Genomic DNA, 16,340 nt, shown 5'->3' with positions numbered 1-16,340 from the left:
GAGCAGCCACCTACCAAGACTGGATCCATAGCTACAATCACCACAGACCCCATACCGGCATCGGCGGCAAATCACCCATCAACCGTGCTCACAACGTCAGTGGGAACAACATCTAGGCCGGACCGCCCGGATGCACCAAGATAGGGCCGGGAGGAACGGTATGGCGGCTGCGTGGGTGAAGAAGTGGGTGCCGGGTGTCGATACCGCGCTCACCTACCGGCGCGCCTGGCTGCTCCCTGACCTGAGAGCGGGGCTTGTGCTCACCGCCTTGCTGATCCCGGTGGGCATCGGCTACGCCGAGGTGGCCGGCCTGCCGCCAGAGACCGGCCTGTACGCCACGATCATTCCGTTGGCGGCATATGCCTTGTTCGGCCCCTCTCGCGTGCTGGTGCTCGGCCCCGACTCGGCCCTGGCGCCGATCATCGCGGCCGTGATCCTGCCGCTTGCCCTCGGCGACGATGACCGAGCGGTGGCCCTGGCGGGACTTCTCGCGATCATGGTCGGCCTGATCCTCCTGCTGGGCGGACTGCTCCGCCTCGGATTCGTGACCGACCTGCTCTCCAAGCCCATCCGGGTCGGCTACCTGAATGCCCTCGGACTCCTGGTGATCATTTCCCAACTGCCGGCGCTGCTGGGATTTTCGATCGACTCGGGTCCGCCGATTGCCGACGTGATCGCAATCGGGGCCGGTGTCGCCGGGGGCGAAGTCAACCTCACCGCGTTGCTCTTCGGACTCGGGTCGCTGCTCATCATCGTGGGTCTGTCCTGGGGCAGATCTCGGATCCCCGGCGTGCTAGTGGCCGTCGTGCTGGCGACACTGCTGACTGCCGTACCCGGGCTTCACAGCACCATACCCGTCGTCGGGGCGATGCCGCAGGGACTGCCCGCTCCGGCGCTCGGCGGTCTGGTCTGGGCGGATGTCGCCGCGCTCGCCCTTCCCGCCCTCGGCGTCGCCCTGATCGCCTTCGCCGATACGGCCGTGCTGTCGCGCACGTTCGCCGCGCGCCGCGGCGAGAGTGTCGACGGGAGTCAGGAGATGGCGGCGATCGGCGCCTCGAACATCGCGGGCGGTCTGCTCGGCGGCTTCCCCATTTCGGCGTCGTCCTCGCGCACCCCCGTTGCCGAGAGCGCGGGCGCACGAACCCAGCTCACGGGCGTGGTCGGCGCCGCACTCATCGTGGTGTTTATGCTGCTGGCGCCCGGACTCACCGGCTACCTGCCCTCGGCGACCATCGCTGCCGTCGTGATCGTCGCGGCCGCCGGTCTGATCGACGTGAAGGGGTTCCTCGCCCTCGTGCGGATGAACAAAGTGGATGCCGCGCTGTCCATCGCGTCGTTCCTCGGTGTCGTGGTCGTGGGCGTGATCGAGGGCATCGGCGTGGCGATCGTGCTGTCCCTCGGGGCATTCGTGAGCCACGCCTGGCGACCCTACCGGGCTGAGCTCGGGCGCATCCGTGGGCTGCGCGGGTACCACGACCTGTCCCGTCATCCGGAGGGCGAGCGGTTGCCCGGCATCGTCATCGTGCGCTTCGACGCGCCGCTGTTCTTCGCCAACGGCGGCATTTTCGACGACTTCGTGCGTCGCGTCGTCACCGAGGCAGGGAGTGACGTGCACACGGTCATCCTGGCGGCCGAGCCGATCACAGAGATCGACACGACCGCCGTGGAAGAACTTCTGGAACTCGACGATTTCCTCGCCTCACGCGGGATCACGCTGATCTTCGCCGAGATGAAGGGTCCGGTGAAGGACCACCTGCGCGACTACGGTCTCAGTCGACGGTTCCCACCGGAGCGGTTCGCGGGCACCGTGGGCGAGGCGGTCGACGAGGTCACCGGCACATTGCGCGGCGACCTCGAGGGCACCGAATGGGGCGACGAGCACTGAGGCTGCGCTGAAATTCCGCGCGGATCAGACGCCGGCAAGCCAGAGGTCAGGGCCGAAGATCTCGTAGTGGATGCGGTCGGCCGGCACACCGGACTCCAGCGCCTGTGAGCGCAGGCTGCGCATGAACGGGAGCGGACCGCACAGGTACACCGAGGCATCCGTCGGGATCGACACGTTCTCAAGGGACATGAAGCCCTCGTGGTGGCCCTCGCTCGGGATCTCCAGCCAGAGTTCGAGCTCTGCTGCTTCCAGCAGTGCGATGTCTTCGCTCATCTGGTCGCGCAGCGCCCAGCGTTCGAGGTTGCTCTCGGCATGCAGCACGAGCACCTCGCGCTTCGAGCCGGTGTCCACCAGGGAGCGCAGGATCGATGCGCTGGGCGTGCAGCCGATTCCGGCCGAGGCCAGGATCAGCGGGCCGGTGCCCTGATCTAGGGTGATGTCGCCGCACGGCACGGAGAGGATGAGCGTGTCGCCGACCTGCACATCACGGTGCAGCACGGGGGAGACCTCGCCGTCTGCGTCGAGCTTGGTGGTGAAGACGCGGGTCGTGGCCGTGCCGGCCGACAGCGAGTACTGGCGCACCTGGCGGATGCCGTCGGGCATGGTGGCCGTGACGCTGACGTACTGGCCCGGCAGGGCAGGCGTCACGGGAGTGTCGTCGGCCGGCTCCAGGGTGAATGTGACGGCGTCGGTGCCGGCCGCTTCCTTCTTCACGACGACCCAGGGGGCGAGCGGCTTGTCGCTGGCGAGACCGGCGTAAAGGCCCTTCTCCATCTTGATCAGGGCGTGGGCCATCAGCCAGTAGACCTCGGTCCAGGCGCCGGCGATCTCGGCCGTGATGACGTCGCTGAGTTCTTCGGCGATGGCCTCGAAGAGGTACTTGTAGACGATGTCGTACTGCTCGGGCGCAATGGAGAGGGAGATGTGCTTGTGGGCGATGCGGGAGAGCATGGCCTCCGGCGTGGTGTCGGGGTTCTGCACCAGGTAGGTCGCGAAGACGGCGATACTTCCGGCCAGGGCCTGCTGCTGCGAGCCGTTTTTCTGGTTGGAGCGGCTGAAGAGGCCGTCGAAGAGGTCGGGGTGAGCGGTCAGCATCCGGCCGTAAAAGTTCTTCGCGATCTCGGGCATGCGCTCGCCCACCAGGGGCAGAGTCGCTTTGATGAGGGGCAGTGACTGGGTGGATAGCATGCAAACTCCAAGCAATTGAGGGACGTACCCAAAAGTATCATTTCAAATGCTTAATATCGGGTTGTATCCCATTACCCCCGATCGGCGCGGCGCGGCGGCAGGGGTGCCAGCGTGAGGACAACGGGAGCGGGGAAGCCGATATGGGGGAGAGCCGCGATCACAAGGTCGTCGAGTTCGGCGTAGAACGCCTCCCGTGCTCGTCGGAGCCCCCCGCGGAGTCCACAGCCGCCACTGAGCGGACAGTCACCGTGGGGCGTCTCACAGTCGGCGACATCGTCGCGGGTGTCGAGTTGGCGCAGCAGCCAGCCCACGGTGGCCGTTCGCCCGACCGGGCTGATCCTCACTCCGCCGGTACGGCCGCGCAGTGACTCCACGAGTCCCAGCTCGCGGAGTCGCATGACGGCCTTGCTGACATGGCTGTACGGGGTGGCCACCGCCTCGGCGATGACCCGCGAGGTCTGAAGCTCGCCGTCGGGGAGCGTCGCCAGGAACATGAGCGCTCGCAGGGAGACATCCGAGAAGGCATTGATCCTCATGGGTCAACAGTATGGCCGCGGGTCAGCGCGATGCGCCGGCCAGGGTGCCGGTCACGGCGCCGGCCGGGTCGGTGATCAGGCACGAGACGTCGCGGCTGCCCGGGCCGTTCGGGCTGGCCAGGACGTCGGCGTCGGCCCAGCTCTGCGCCGTGGGGGTGAGGTAGGCGAAATCCAGACTCGATGCCCGGTACTCGAGCAGCACGAAGTCCTCGAACAGGGAACCGCAGCCGGTTTCCGCCACTGCGGTCACGGCGTTGTCGCCGGGGAAGGCGTCGCCCGGCACCGGGAACCGGGCGAATACCTCGAACTCGTGGCTCTCGTCGCATGAAACCCGCGGAACGATCGATGCGTTCACGTCCAGTCCCTCCGAAACCTCACGCAGGCAGTCTCCGACGAGAAGGTCGGCCACAGCGGTGACCTCTCCGAGAGCGGATGCCGGCACGGCAGCCACGTTGCGGACCGGCGTCGGCAGCATGTCGCCGATCACGCTGCAGCCGGTGAGGCTGGCGGTCAGGACGCTGGCCGCAGCGATCAGCAGGGTCAGGGTTCCGGGGTGCGTGCGCGGCGGGATCATCGGTTAGCGGGTCGGCGCGCTCGGGGACGCGGGTGCATCCGTGGTGGTGGTCGCTGAGCCGAGGGCCCGCAGAGCCGGCTCGTGCAGCAGGCTGTTGGTAGCCAGAGCGCTGCCGTGCCAGGGGCCGGGCCGGCCGTCGGCGGAGGAGAACCGGCCACCGGCCTCCTGCACGATCGGGGCCAGGGCCGCGAGATCGTAGGGCTGCAGGTCGTGTTCCGCGACGATGTCGAGCAGACCCTCGGCGAGGAGCATGTACGACCACATGTCGCCGTAGGCGCGGGTGCGCCAGACCTGGCGGGACAGTGTGATCAGCTCGTCGAGGTGCCCGGTCTGGTCCCACTGCTGGATGCTGTTGTAGCTGAGCGAGGCGTCGGCGAGCTTGGCCACGCCGGACACGGCCAGGCGCACGGGGTCGGCGCCCGGCGTGCGCTCGTCGGTCATCCAGGCGCCGCCGCCGGTGCGCGCCCACCAACGCTTGCCGAGGGCTGGGGAGCTCGCCATCCCCACCACCGGATCGCCATCGACGGCGAGGGCGATCAGAGTGCCCCAGATCGGGATGCCGCGCAGGAAACCGGCTGTGCCGTCGATCGGATCGATGATCCATTGCCGCACGCTGGTGCCCTCGGTGCCGAATTCCTCACCGAGGATGCCGTCGGCCGGGCGCCGCTCGGCCAGGGCGGTCCGGATCGCGCGCTCCACGGCCTGGTCGGCATCCGTCACCGGGGTGCGGTCGGGTTTGGTCGTCACGACGAGGTCCATCGCGGTGAACCGGTCGCGCGAGATCGCGTCGGCCAGATCGGCGAGCTCGGTCGCGAGCTGGAGGTCGTCATCGAGGGAGTACTTCTGGGGCTGGGTCACAGACCAAGACTAGTAATTTTGGCGCGACTCTCCGGTTTGTACCGCGATTGGCGCCGAAGGTAATCGTGCTGTTAGTATCTAGAGTCGGTTCGGGTCACCCTGGGTCGGAGAGTAGAGAAACACGCACCTCTAGCTCAATTGGCAGAGCAACTGACTCTTAATCAGTGGGTTCCCGGTTCAAGTCCGGGGGGGTGCACCATCAGAAAAAGGCCAGGCTCGTTCCAAACGAGGCTTGGCCTTTTCTGTACCCGGTAGCCTGATATCCAGTCAACAGCACCTTCATCGTCAGGCGGAAAAAATCAGAGCTGCACGAGCCACCAAAGACAGACCCCACGCGGTGCGAATTTGGCACGACATCATCGTTAATTGGCTCCTGGCTACACCGCTGATCGTCAATGGAGCGCATCGGTCTCGGCTGCTCCACCTCGCCGGAATGAACGTCAGAAGTTCCAGAGTGCTGAAGGGGGTCACCTTTGGCTCCAGAATGGTCGTTCTAAAACCCGGCGCGTTCGTGAATGAGGGCTGCTACTTCGACGGAAATGAGCGTGTGGTCATCGGGCGCGCGGCTGTGGCCCAGGGCGTCCGCTTCGTCACAAGTACGCATGAGATCGGACCCAGCGAGTTCCGAGTCGGCCCACTGGTAACCAAGCCGATCCATGTCGGCGACGGCGCGTGGATCGGTGCTTTCGCCACAATCCTGCCCGGTGTCACGATCGGCAACGGGGCAATCGTGGCTGCCGGCAGTGTAGTGACCAAGGACGTCGAGCCCAACACCGTCCATGGTGGCGTGCCGGCTCGTCTGATCAGGTCGCTGGAGGGCTAGCCGACCGGAAGAGGGTGGAGTGGCCGCGCAGGCCTCGAACATGACTTCTAGAAACTTCCATAGATAAGTGACAGACTCTCAACTCTGTATGTCATGTTTGCTAGTTTCGAAACATGACAACCACCGCGGATGACCTCAGGCAGGCAACGGATGCCGTCGCCCTCCTCGGTTCCGTTTTCGCCGAAAATAAGGCCCTCGCCGATGCTGAGGTGCTGGCCGGTCAGAGGCCGATCGCGGCTGCTCGCCGCCTCCTCGACACCCGTTCGGCGCGGATGGCGGCGACCATCGCCCGGCGTTCGCGGCTGGAACCGGGCCACTCCGGTCTGGCCGCGCAGCAGGGGTTCCTCTCGCCTCAGGCGTTGATCCAGAAGGTGACCGGCTCGACGAAGAACGACGCGTTCAAGCTCGTCGCGGTCGGCTCGATGATGGCCTCAACTCTGAACGCGGACCACGTCTTCAAACTCGCGAGACGAATGCGCGACCGCCTCGACGAAGCCGGCATTGCCGCTCGGGAGAAGCAGGCCTACGACGACCGGTTCCTGAAGGTGTACCGGCTGGGAAACGGCAAGGTGCGCCTGAATGGGCTCTTCGCTCCCGAAGACGGCGAATTCGTGCTCTCCGTCTTCGATTCGGTCACCGACCCTCGCCGCGGAGGCGTGCGTTTCGTCGACAAGGAGAAGGCGGCGTGGGCGAAACGCCTGCAGGATGACTCGCGCAGCACGGATCAGATCGCCGCGGATGCCTTCGTGCAGCTGCTGAAGATCGCCGGTGAGGCCGACCAGGGGCGGGTGTTCGGTGGCCGCCGCCCGTCGGTTTGAGTGATCGTGGCCGGAACGGCCCTCGAAACGGGTCAGGCGGGTCAGGCAGGGCAGATCGAGGGAAACCCGGTCCCGATCTCGCAGGACACCATCGACCGGCTCCTCTGCGACACCGGAACCCGCGGCATCCAGTTCAGTGAATCCGGCGACATCATCAACGTCGGCCGCGACGAACGCCTCTTCACCGAAGCCCAGCGGGCCGCAATGGGCGTTCGCGACGGCGGATGCCGCTGGGTCGACTGCGACAAATCACCAGCCTGGAGCGAGGCCCACCACATTAACGAATGGGTGAAAGACAACGGCTACACCGACCCCGCCGACGGGGTACTGCTCTGCCACCCGCACCACCTGCTGTTGCATAATCAGCACTGGAGCATCATCCGCACCGGTAACGACTACTGGCTCCGGCCGCCGGTCGGAGTCGACCCCGAACAAACCCTGATCGCACTCCCGAGCAAACGGGCGCAACCGTAATCCAGCTGCTGGGCGGTGGGCCTCGACAGGCTCGACCACCGCCAGGTAGCAAGCCGGGGCTACTCTGGCTCCGACGCGGGACACATCGGGGCCACCAACCGAGGCACTGACGAGGCACTCGGCGTAAGGAGAACCGATGCTGTCGAGCTACCTGATCGCCGAGGCCTACGCACGTGTCCGGAGCATCGTGCATGTCGTGCTCGTGGATGCCGACGAAGAGCTGCTGACCTTCCGGCCCGACCCGGAGGCGAACAGCATCGCGTGGTTGATCTGGCACCTGACCCGGGTGCAGGATGACCACCTGGCCGAGCTGATGAACGAGGACCAGCTCTGGGACAGCGCCGGCTGGGCCGACAGGTTCGCGTTTCCCTTCGCGCGGGCGGCCACCGGCTACGGCCAAACCGCCGAGGAGGTTGGGCAGGTGCGCGCCGGCGCATCCGTTCTGGCAGGCTATCTCGACGCGGTGCACGCCCGCACCATCGCCTGGCTGCCCACTCTCACCACGGCAGATTTCTCCCGGGTCGTCGACACCCGCTGGACCCCGCCGGTCACACTCGCGGTGCGCCTGGTCAGCGTGCTCTCCGACGACCTGCAGCACGCCGGCCAGGCCGCCTGCGTGCGCGGCCTGGCGGAGCGCGCCGGCCGCTGAGAGAGCCACGCCGGGAGTGCTCACCGCGCGGCCGTGACTGCACGTGCGCGCTACAGCCGCTTCCAGACGTATTCGTTCTCTGGCCGCCCCGGCGTGCCGTAGCGCGGCGACCGCTCGAGCGAGCCGGTGTCGGCCAGATGCTCAAGGTAGCGCCGGGCGGTCACCCGAGAAATGCCGAGCTGCTCCATCACCTCGCTGGAGGAGACCGGAACGGTTTGCAGCTTCAGGAACTCGATCACCGCGCCCAGGGTGCCCTCGGACAGACCCTTCGGCCGCGGCAGCTCGGTGGGCGTGCGCAGGCTCGCGAACGCCAGGTCCACGTCGGTCTGGCTGGTCATCGCGGACAGGCCGCCCAGCTGAAGCCGAAAGTCCCGATACTGCACCAGCTTCTGCGCGAAGGTCGAATAGGTGAACGGCTTGATCAGGTATTGAACAATGCCGGCCGCCACGGCGCCGCGCACGATGTGCAGTTCGCGCACCGCCGTGATGGCGATGATGTCCGTGGTCAGGCCGGCCGCGCGCATCCGTCGGCTCACGTCGAGGCCGTGCAGGTCGGGCAGGGTCATATCCATCAGCACCAGATCGATGGGCTGCCCCGCGGTGACGGCCGTAGCCAGGGCGCGCAGGGCGGAATGGCCGTCGCCGACGGTGCCCGCGTGCACGAAACCGGTCAAACGCCCGAGGTAGGCGGCGTGCGCCTCGGCCGCAATGGCTTCGTCTTCGACGACGAGCACCCGGATGTCCCGGTCAGTCATGCGACCCGCCCATCGTCGCCGCGAGGTCGGGTTCGATGCCCGCAGCGGGCTCCTCCGGCTGCCGGGGGAGGGTGACCGTGAACACGGCCCCCTCGCGGCGGGTGATGCTGAGGCTGCCGCCGAGCCGGTTGACCGTCTGCCGCACCAACGCCAGTCCGAGGCCGCGGCCGAAACTGCCGGGCTCCTTGGTGCTGTAACCGCGGCGGAGGATGTCGGTCACGGCGTCCGGGTCGACGCCGGGCCCGGTGTCGGCCACCTCGATCGCCACCGACGAGGGCGTGGAGCCGACCGAGAGGTGCACCCGGCGGGGTGCCTCGCCGCCGGCGGCCGCGTCGAGTGCGTTATCGACCAGGTTGCCCACGACCGTGACCAGGTCCTGCGCCGTCAGGCCGGAATCGGCGAGGGTTCCGGCCGCCTCAACCGTGAGCAGCACGCCCAGCTCGCTGGCTTGGGCGAACTTGCCCATCAGCAGGGCGCTGAGCACCGGTTCGTCCACCGAGTCGAGCATGTCATCGGTGAGTTGCTGGCTGAGCTCCAGGTCTTTGGTGGCGAAATCGAGGGCCTCGGCGCCGCGCCCGAGTTCCATCAGGGACACGATGGTGTGAAGCCGGTTGGCGTGCTCATGGGTCTGGGCGTGCAGGGCATCCGAGAGGGTGCGCATCGACCGGAGCTCGCTGCCCATTGATTGCAGGTCGGTGTGGTCGCGGATGGTCGCAACCCAGCCCATCGGCGCGGGTTTGGTGCGGCCGCTGCCCGGTTTCAGTGCCGGCAGCTGGCTGACGACCAGCACGCGCGTGTCGGTGACGTGGATCTCGTCGGTGGCGGGGCGGCCGCTCTTCAGTAGCTCGGCGAGCGCCGGGGGAAGGTCGAGATGGTCAAGGCTCTGCGTGGCGGCGGAGGATGCTCGGCCCTCAGTCGGTGAGCGCGGCGGCAGGCCCAGCAGCCGGGCAGCCTGATCGTTGTAGAGCACGACCTCGCCCGTGAGAGTCACGAGTACGAGACCCTCCCGCACCGAATGCAGCACCGAGTCGTAGTAGACGAAGAGCTGGGCGAGCTGCTCCGGTCCCCAGCCGAGCGTGACCCGGCTCAGATAGCGACCGAGCAGCCAGGCGGCGAGGGTGCCCGTGGCTAGCAGCATCAGGGCCACCCCCAGCACGGCCGGCAGCCGCGCGCTCAGCGCGATGGAGAGGTTGCTCGTCTTCACCCCCGCAGCCACCAGGCCCTGAACGGCTCCCTGCTCGTCGGTGATCGGAACGACGGCCCGCACCGAGGGTCCGAGCGTGCCCGTGGTCACCTCGGTGAACGGTTCCCCGGCCAGGGCGGGCGTGACGGTACCGATGTAGGGGCGGCCGATCTCCAACTCGGTCGGGTGGGTCCAGCGGGTGCGGTCGGGCGCCATGATCGTGATGAAGTCGAGGGTGGCGTCGGCGGTGACCCGCTCGGCGTACGGCTGGAGCACCGCGCTGGGATCGGCCGAGCGGCTGGCATCCAGTACGAGCGGGTTGTCGGCGATGGCGCTGGCGACGGACAGCATCCGTTCCTCGGCGGCGACGAAACCACGGTCGCGGGCGTCCACGAAGGCCGCGGTGCCCGCGAACACGGTTATCGCCATGATGACCAGGGCGTTCGCCAGGAACAGGCGGCGCGCAATGCTCCAGCCTTGCCCCATCGCATCCTTCTTCCATTTGCGCGACCGTGACCAATATGACCGCAACAGTGACGCGGGCGCCTCGGTCGTCCAGTCTGAAACACACCACGGATGGTCCGGGCGCACCAGCGCTTCACCCCAGCCTAGTTACTAGACAAAGGAGTCTTTTATGGCATCACTGCCTCGCGCTCGCGCTGCACAGCCCGCGAAGAAGTTTGACAAGTCCCACTACCTGTACATGGCGGTCATCGTCGCGGTGATCCTCGGCGTCATCGTCGGCCTGCTCTTCGGCGGCACAGGCGGATTCGCCGTCTCGCTCAAACCGCTCGGGGACATCTTCATCGCCCTGATCAAGATGATGATCTCGCCGATCATCTTCTGCACGATCATCCTCGGCATCGGTTCCATCGCGAAGGCCGCCACGGTCGGCAAGATCGGCGGACTGGCCCTCGGCTACTTCCTGACCATGTCCACCTTCGCCCTGGCGATCGGCCTCGTCGTGGGCAACGTGATCAAGCCCGGCTCAGGGCTCGATCTCACCGCGACCACCTTCGTGCCGCCGGAAGCCGCCGAATCGGACTTCTTCCTCGGCATCATCCCGACCACACTGTTCTCCGCACTGACCGCCGGCAACATCCTGCAGACCCTGCTGGTGGCCCTCATCGCCGGCTTCGCGCTGCAGAAGATGGGAGCCGCCGGCAAGCCGATCCTCGAGGGCATCGCGCACGTGCAGGCCCTGGTCTTTCGCATCCTGATCATGGTCATGTGGCTCGCGCCGATCGGCGCCTTCGGTGCGATCGCCGCCGTCGTCGGTGCCACCGGCTTCCAGGCCGTTATCAGCCTCTTCACCCTGATGGGCGCCTTCTACCTGACCTGTGTGCTCTTCATCGTCGTCATCCTCGGCGGGTTGCTCAAGATCGTCACCGGCATCAGCATCTTCAAGCTGATGCGTTATCTCGGCCGAGAGTACCTGCTGATCTTCTCGACTTCCTCTTCCGAGGCGGCGCTGCCGCGCCTGATCGCCAAGATGGAGCACCTCGGCGTCTCCAAGCCGGTCGTGGGCGTCACGGTTCCCACCGGATACTCCTTCAACCTCGACGGCACTGCGATCTACCTGACCATGGCGTCGCTCTTCATCGCCACGGCCATGGGTCAGCCGCTCGCCCTGGGCGAGCAGATCGGGCTCCTCGCCTTCATGATCATCGCCTCCAAGGGTGCCGCCGGAGTGTCCGGTGCCGGGATCGCGACCCTGGCCGCCGGCTTGCAGGCCCACGCCCCGCAGCTGCTTGAAGGAGTCGGCTTCATCGTGGGCATCGACCGCTTCATGTCCGAGGCCCGCGCGCTCACGAACTTTACCGGCAACGCCGTCGCCACCGTGCTGATCGGATCCTGGACCAAGGAGATCGATCGTGCCCAGGTCGACCGGGTGCTCGACCGTCACGAGCCGTTCGACGAGACCACGATGATCGCCCACCACGGTGCGCCCAGCGCCGCCGAAACGGCCGCCGCGACCGAGAAGTCCGCGCAGATCGCGGCGCTCAAGGCCTGAGTCCGTTCCGGGTCGTCGAACGCGACCCGGCACGGATGCTCCGCGGCGGCTGTCTCGCGGCCTGCGGTAGGGCCGGTTCTCCCCGCTACCCGAAACCGTCGAAATCGCTGCTTCTGCGACGCAAATACCCCCGTGTTAGGCTTACTGCTGGTCTTACGACCCTTCACCAGGACGCGAATGTACAGCCACGGCCCCATCGGTACGGCGCTTCGTATGGTGAGGCCATGACGGATGCGATCCCCATGATCGCCCCAGCCCACGCTTTCCATCGCGTCGAGGCCGGTCACGGCCTACCCGTCCGACACAGCGTGCATCCGTTCCGTCGGCCGTGATTCGGCCCCGCCCGGCGTGCACCGGGAGAATCCGTGACCGAAACTATTGCCGTGAAGGCAGATCGACTGTACAAAGCGTTCGGGCGTCGTCCGCACGAGCTCGTCAAGAAGCTAACCGCGGGAGCCAGCCGCGATGAGGTGTCCTCGCTGGGCACCGCCGCCGTTATCGACGCCTCATTCGAGGTTCACCGCGGCGAAATCTTCGTGGTGATGGGGTTGTCCGGTTCGGGCAAATCCACCCTGATCCGCATGCTCAACGGGCTACTGGACGCCACCTCTGGCAGCGTGACGGTGGCCGGCCAGGCCATCACCGGCATCTCCGCCGCCGCGCTGCGCGAGGTGCGCCGCACCAATATTTCCATGGTGTTCCAGCACTTTGCCCTGCTACCGCATCGCACCGTGATCGACAACGTCGCCTACGGACTCGAGGTGCAGGGCATGGGCCGCGAGGAGCGGCTCGCCAAGGCGCGCACCATCATCCGCCTCGTCGGGCTCGACGGCTGGGCCGACAGCCTGCCGTCCGAGCTTTCCGGCGGAATGCAGCAGCGAGTCGGCCTCGGCCGGGCTCTCGCCGCCGACACCGACGTCCTCCTGATGGATGAGGCGTTCTCGGCCCTTGACCCGCTGATCCGCCGCGAAATGCAGGAGCAGTTGATCGAGCTGCAGGCCGAGCTCGGCAAAACCATCATCTTCATCACCCACGATCTCAACGAGGCCATGTTCCTCGGCGACCGCATCGCGGTCATGCGCGATGGTCGCATCGTTCAGATCGGCACCCCCGAGGAGATCCTGACCGACCCGGCGAACGACTACGTCGCTCAGTTCGTGCAGGATGTCGACCGCGCCCGGGTGCTGACCGCGGCCAGCGTGATGGAGCCCGTGCGCTCCGTGGTCACGATCACCGGCGGTCCCCGAGCTGCGCTCCGCACCATGCGCGACCTGCAGACCTCCGCCACCTTCGTGCTCAACCGCGACCGCACCTTCGCCGGTGTGGTGCGCGATCGCGACGTGCTGGGGCAGGTCAAGGCCGGCGAGACCGATCTGCGCGCGATAGTGCGCACGGATGCGATCTCCGTCAACCCGGACACCCCGCTGGTCGACCTGGTCGAACCCTCGGTCGGCAGTGATCTGGCCATCGCCGTGGTCGATGAGAAGAACCGTCTGCTCGGCGTCATCCCGCGGGTGACCCTGCTGGCCGCGCTCGGCAACGTGAGCACGAATACGGGGGACGTGCCCGTGATCGAGCCCGCAGCCACGATTTCCATCAGCGTGATCACCGAAACCCTCCGCGACACCGCTCTGGAAGGAGCCGACCTGTGAACGACTTCCGACTTCCTCTGGGTACCCTCGTGGAGGGGTTCATCGACTGGATCACCGACACGTTCGGGTTCTTATTCGACTTCATCCGGGCCGTCTTCGACGGTGCCTACGAACTGGTCGACTTCCTCCTGGTGGCGCCGCCCTTCTGGGTGATCATCGTGCTCTCGGCGGGGCTGGCCCTGGCCACCCGCGGTTGGAAATTCATGGTCGGTACCGTCCTCGGTCTGATCGTCGTCGTCGGCGTCGACCAGTGGGAGAACGCCATGGACACCCTCGCACTGGTGCTGGTCGCCAGTGTGCTCGCGATCGCCCTCAGCCTGCCGCTCGGCATCCTGGCGGCGAAGTCCGCGGTGGCGTCCAACATCATCCGGCCGATTCTCGACTTCATGCAAACCATGCCGGCCTTCGTGTACCTGATTCCCGCGCTGATTCTGTTCCGCGTGGGCGTCGTGCCCGGAATCGTGGCCACCATCATCTTCGCGATGGCCCCGGGAGTCCGCCTCACCGAGCTGGGCATCCGCGGAGTCGACCGAGAAGTGGTTGAGGCCGGGCAGGCCTTCGGCGCCTCGCCCTGGCGCATCCTCCGGCAGATCCAGCTTCCGCTGGCGATGCCGACGATCATGGCGGGTATCAACCAGGTCATCATGCTCTCCCTGTCGATGGTCGTCATCGCCGGTATGGTCGGTGCCGGGGGGCTGGGAGCGGATGTCGTCGCCAGCCTGAACCGCATCGACGTCGCACTCGGTTTCGAAGCCGGCCTCGCCGTGGTGATCCTCGCCATCTTCCTTGACCGCCTGACCGCCGCACTCGGCACCGGCGACACCCCGCTCGGTCGAATCATGTCGGCCCGCAAGCGCCGCGCCCAGCAAGCCCTGGCCGCCTGAGCCAGTGCGCCGCGCACCCGACCTCCTGATTTCTGATTCTGCCCCGGTCGCCCACCAGGCGACACGAAAGGAAACAATATGAAAAACCGATCACTGTCCCTCATCGCCCTCGGAGCCGTTGGGCTCCTCGCACTCAGCGGCTGCGCCTCGGCCGAGGCCGCCGTCGTCGGCGACGGGAACAAGGACCAGAAAGACATCACCATCGCCGTGTTCAACGGCTGGGATGAAGGCGTCGCGGTCTCCGAACTGTGGAAGGCCATCCTCGACGAGAAGGGCTACAACGCGGAGTTGGAATACGCCGACGTTGCCCCCGTCTACTCGGGTCTCTCCACCGGAGACTATGACATCAACATGGATGTCTGGATGCCGGAGACCCACGCGTCCTACGTGAAGGAGTACGGCGATGACATCGTCGACCTCGGCGCATGGAACGAGGAATCCCGCCTGACCATCGCCGTCAACAAGGATGCCCCCATCGATTCCCTCGACGAGCTGGCCAGGAACGCCGACAAGTTCGGCAACCGCATCGTCGGAATCGAACCTGGAGCCGGCCTGACCAAGGCCACCACTGAGAAGGTCATCCCGGCCTACGGCCTCGACGACATGGAATACCTGACCTCATCGACCGCAGCCATGCTCACCGAGCTGACCGCGGCCACCAAGGCCGGCGAGAACATCGTCGTCACCCTGTGGGAGCCGCACTGGGCCTACGGTTCACTGCCGATCAAGACCCTCGAGGACCCCAAGGGAACCCTGAAGAACACCGAGTCGCTCCACAGCTACGCCAAGTCCGACTTCGCCGAGGACTTTCCGCAGGCCACCGAGTGGATCAAGGGCTTCGACATGGACCTCGACAAGCTGTACTCGCTTGAGAAGGCCATGTTCGTCGACTACGACGGCAAGGACTACGAGCCGATCGTGGCGAAGTGGATCTCCGAGAACCAGGAGTACGTGGACTCTCTGACCACCACGTAACACAGAACACAACACGAGAGCGGCAGGAGAGGCCCCGGTCAAGGAGACCCGGGCCTTTCTTGCACCTCAGCGGGGCAGCACGGATGTGCGCCCCCGGGTGTCGCAGGCGGCCGACCGCGCCCCGCAGGGTTCCGGGGCGACGCTGGCAGTGGTTGCCCTGGTTTTGGAGGTCGAATCGAAGATGACCAGGTGCTCACGCCGTGCTCCAACGATCGGGTTCGTCAGGTGCCGGCCGCTTCAGTGCACCGCAACCGCGGACCGGGGAAGGTTTCCGACTACGGGGTTGTCTGTGTCAGGAACTCAGTGAGCTCGCGGGTGATTTCGGCGGCAACGGCATCCGTTGACATGGTGGCAACACCGTCGCCGTTCTCGACGCCGTAGTCGCCGAACCGCGCATGGTTGGCTCCTTCGATTTCGACGAAACGAGTGTCGGGCACAAGTAGATCTGCGCTGTCGGCGATCTTCTCCGGGGTGCTGAGGCCGTCGGCGCTCCCGCTGAGGCTGAGGGCCCGCAGATCGCTGCGCTCCGGCGCGGCCGCGCAGTAGCTGCCGAACAGCACCAGCCCGGCCACCGCGGGATCGTCCGCCAGCATGCAGGCTCGCACGCCGCCGATCGAGTGGCCGCCCACGAACCAGGTGGAGACGTCGGGGACGGCGTCGGTGAAGGTGTACAACGTCCGGCGGTCGAAGATGGCGAGGTTGAGCACCGGCTTGGTGATCACAACGGTCACCCCGGTGTCTTCGACCGTGCCCGCCAGCTTGTAGAGGTAGGCATAGGGGTCAACCCGGGCACCGGGAACGAAGACCAGGCCGATGTCGCCGGCGTCGTCGGCGGGCGCGAGGACGACCGACGTGGGGGTGTCGGTGACGGTCACGTTCGGGTTGGCGAAGACCTCGTCCGCCGCGGCCCGATCGGCCACGCGCACAGTGTTCACCCAGGCAAGGAACACGATCACGACGAGTACGAACGCGGTCAGGGTCCACCAGCCACCGGCCCGGATGCCGCGCCGCAGCCGTCCTCGTCGACGTGCCTCGGTCATGCAGCCGGGCTGGATCATCGCGCTCCGCTCCT

General features: G+C 66.6%; 17 protein-coding genes and 1 tRNA gene. 11 read left to right on the top strand and 7 right to left on the bottom strand.

Annotation, left to right across the window (positions count from 1 at the left end; all coding sequences use genetic code 11):
• Together E3N94_RS15430 and E3N94_RS15425 are read left to right on the top strand one after the other, a co-directional pair.
• A partial coding sequence (locus E3N94_RS15430; RefSeq protein WP_166785300.1) for an integrase core domain-containing protein occupies window positions 1-116 on the top strand: 116 nt, incomplete at its 5' end.
• Between the two features lie 44 nt (window positions 117-160).
• Window positions 161-1,885 carry a SulP family inorganic anion transporter gene (locus tag E3N94_RS15425; RefSeq protein WP_134341820.1) on the top strand — a complete coding sequence of 575 codons (1,725 nt, stop codon included), beginning with the start codon at window positions 161-163 and terminating at the stop codon, window positions 1,883-1,885.
• A 24-nt stretch (window positions 1,886-1,909) separates the two neighbouring features.
• On the opposite strand, the gene E3N94_RS15420 is transcribed toward E3N94_RS15425, so the two are convergent.
• From E3N94_RS15420 to E3N94_RS15405, 4 genes are all read right to left on the bottom strand, one after another.
• On the bottom strand, window positions 1,910-3,073 hold the full coding sequence (locus E3N94_RS15420; protein WP_104102787.1) for a globin domain-containing protein: 1,164 nt from the start codon (window positions 3,071-3,073) through the stop codon (window positions 1,910-1,912).
• Window positions 3,074-3,144: 71 nt separating this feature from the next.
• Window positions 3,145-3,609, bottom strand: coding sequence for an Rrf2 family transcriptional regulator (locus E3N94_RS15415; protein ID WP_104102790.1), 465 nt, complete (start codon window positions 3,607-3,609; stop codon window positions 3,145-3,147).
• A 22-nt stretch (window positions 3,610-3,631) separates the two neighbouring features.
• The gene (locus tag E3N94_RS15410) at window positions 3,632-4,183 is read right to left on the bottom strand and encodes a septum formation family protein (RefSeq protein ID WP_104102793.1); all 552 of its coding nucleotides are present in this window, start codon (window positions 4,181-4,183) and stop codon (window positions 3,632-3,634) included.
• Between the two features lie 3 nt (window positions 4,184-4,186).
• Window positions 4,187-5,041: an inositol monophosphatase family protein gene (locus E3N94_RS15405; protein WP_134341819.1), complete on the bottom strand. Its 855-nt coding sequence runs from the start codon at window positions 5,039-5,041 to the stop codon at window positions 4,187-4,189.
• 123 nt (window positions 5,042-5,164) lie between these two features.
• On the opposite strand from E3N94_RS15405, the gene E3N94_RS15400 reads away from it, so the two are divergent.
• The 5 genes from E3N94_RS15400 (at window position 5,165) to E3N94_RS15380 (ending at window position 7,805) form a co-directional block, all read left to right on the top strand.
• Window positions 5,165-5,240 (top strand) — tRNA-Lys (locus E3N94_RS15400).
• A gap of 33 nt (window positions 5,241-5,273) precedes the next feature.
• Window positions 5,274-5,864, top strand: a complete 591-nt coding sequence (locus E3N94_RS15395; RefSeq protein WP_241987149.1) for a DapH/DapD/GlmU-related protein — start codon at window positions 5,274-5,276, stop codon at window positions 5,862-5,864.
• Between the two features lie 113 nt (window positions 5,865-5,977).
• Entirely contained in the window at window positions 5,978-6,682 is a 705-nt protein-coding gene (locus tag E3N94_RS15390) for a DUF222 domain-containing protein (RefSeq protein ID WP_134341818.1), read from the top strand.
• 6 nt (window positions 6,683-6,688) lie between these two features.
• The gene (locus E3N94_RS15385; protein WP_134341817.1) at window positions 6,689-7,156 is read left to right on the top strand and encodes a hypothetical protein; all 468 of its coding nucleotides are present in this window, start codon (window positions 6,689-6,691) and stop codon (window positions 7,154-7,156) included.
• Window positions 7,157-7,292: 136 nt separating this feature from the next.
• Complete coding sequence (locus tag E3N94_RS15380; protein WP_134341816.1) at window positions 7,293-7,805, top strand: DinB family protein; 513 nt, start codon at window positions 7,293-7,295, stop codon at window positions 7,803-7,805.
• A 50-nt stretch (window positions 7,806-7,855) separates the two neighbouring features.
• Here the strand turns inward: E3N94_RS15380 and E3N94_RS15375 are convergent, their stop codons facing one another.
• Entirely contained in the window at window positions 7,856-8,560 is a 705-nt protein-coding gene (locus E3N94_RS15375) for a response regulator (RefSeq protein WP_134341815.1), read from the bottom strand.
• Window positions 8,553-10,229 carry a sensor histidine kinase gene (locus tag E3N94_RS15370; protein ID WP_134341814.1) on the bottom strand — a complete coding sequence of 559 codons (1,677 nt, stop codon included), beginning with the start codon at window positions 10,227-10,229 and terminating at the stop codon, window positions 8,553-8,555. The genes E3N94_RS15375 and E3N94_RS15370 overlap by 8 nt, the downstream gene beginning before the upstream one ends.
• 148 nt (window positions 10,230-10,377) lie before the next feature.
• Here E3N94_RS15370 and E3N94_RS15365 point away from each other — a divergent pair, with 148 nt between their 5' ends.
• The 4 genes from E3N94_RS15365 to E3N94_RS15350 all read left to right on the top strand — a co-directional run bounded on the left by E3N94_RS15365 (window position 10,378) and on the right by E3N94_RS15350 (window position 15,268).
• Window positions 10,378-11,757, top strand: a complete 1,380-nt coding sequence (locus tag E3N94_RS15365; protein ID WP_104102820.1) for a cation:dicarboxylase symporter family transporter — start codon at window positions 10,378-10,380, stop codon at window positions 11,755-11,757.
• A 365-nt stretch (window positions 11,758-12,122) separates the two neighbouring features.
• Window positions 12,123-13,409, top strand: coding sequence for a glycine betaine/L-proline ABC transporter ATP-binding protein (locus E3N94_RS15360; protein ID WP_104102823.1), 1,287 nt, complete (start codon window positions 12,123-12,125; stop codon window positions 13,407-13,409).
• On the top strand, window positions 13,406-14,293 hold the full coding sequence (locus E3N94_RS15355) for a proline/glycine betaine ABC transporter permease (protein ID WP_104102826.1): 888 nt from the start codon (window positions 13,406-13,408) through the stop codon (window positions 14,291-14,293). The genes E3N94_RS15360 and E3N94_RS15355 overlap by 4 nt, the downstream gene beginning before the upstream one ends.
• Window positions 14,294-14,371: 78 nt before the next feature.
• Window positions 14,372-15,268 carry a glycine betaine ABC transporter substrate-binding protein gene (locus tag E3N94_RS15350; RefSeq protein ID WP_104102829.1) on the top strand — a complete coding sequence of 299 codons (897 nt, stop codon included), beginning with the start codon at window positions 14,372-14,374 and terminating at the stop codon, window positions 15,266-15,268.
• A 275-nt stretch (window positions 15,269-15,543) separates the two neighbouring features.
• On the opposite strand, the gene E3N94_RS15345 is transcribed toward E3N94_RS15350, so the two are convergent.
• Window positions 15,544-16,326 (bottom strand): alpha/beta hydrolase, encoded by a 783-nt coding sequence (locus tag E3N94_RS15345; RefSeq protein ID WP_241987148.1) that lies wholly within the window; start codon window positions 16,324-16,326, stop codon window positions 15,544-15,546.
• Window positions 16,327-16,340 lie beyond the last annotated feature (14 nt).

Origin of the sequence: Cryobacterium sp. Sr3 (assembly GCF_004402835.1) — a bacterium.
Classification (GTDB): domain Bacteria; phylum Actinomycetota; class Actinomycetes; order Actinomycetales; family Microbacteriaceae; genus Cryobacterium; species Cryobacterium sandaracinum.
The sequence above is the reverse complement of the archived record's forward strand: the minus strand, read 5'-3'. Positions and strand labels throughout refer to the sequence as shown.

Bases quoted from the DNA above. Each gene is read 5' to 3' on its own strand.
- E3N94_RS15345 (WP_241987148.1), bottom strand. From the start codon at position 16,326: ATGATCCAGCCCGGCTGCATGACCGAGGCACGTCGACGAGGACGGCTG.
- E3N94_RS15370 (WP_134341814.1), bottom strand. From the start codon at position 10,229: ATGGGGCAAGGCTGGAGCATTGCGCGCCGCCTGTTCCTGGCGAACGCC.
- E3N94_RS15425 (WP_134341820.1), top strand. From the start codon at position 161: ATGGCGGCTGCGTGGGTGAAGAAGTGGGTGCCGGGTGTCGATACCGCG.
- E3N94_RS15380 (WP_134341816.1), top strand. From the start codon at position 7,293: ATGCTGTCGAGCTACCTGATCGCCGAGGCCTACGCACGTGTCCGGAGC.
- E3N94_RS15350 (WP_104102829.1), top strand. From the start codon at position 14,372: ATGAAAAACCGATCACTGTCCCTCATCGCCCTCGGAGCCGTTGGGCTC.
- E3N94_RS15415 (WP_104102790.1), bottom strand. From the start codon at position 3,609: ATGAGGATCAATGCCTTCTCGGATGTCTCCCTGCGAGCGCTCATGTTC.
- E3N94_RS15420 (WP_104102787.1), bottom strand. From the start codon at position 3,073: ATGCTATCCACCCAGTCACTGCCCCTCATCAAAGCGACTCTGCCCCTG.
- E3N94_RS15410 (WP_104102793.1), bottom strand. From the start codon at position 4,183: ATGATCCCGCCGCGCACGCACCCCGGAACCCTGACCCTGCTGATCGCT.
- E3N94_RS15390 (WP_134341818.1), top strand. From the start codon at position 5,978: ATGACAACCACCGCGGATGACCTCAGGCAGGCAACGGATGCCGTCGCC.
- E3N94_RS15365 (WP_104102820.1), top strand. From the start codon at position 10,378: ATGGCATCACTGCCTCGCGCTCGCGCTGCACAGCCCGCGAAGAAGTTT.
- E3N94_RS15375 (WP_134341815.1), bottom strand. From the start codon at position 8,560: ATGACTGACCGGGACATCCGGGTGCTCGTCGTCGAAGACGAAGCCATT.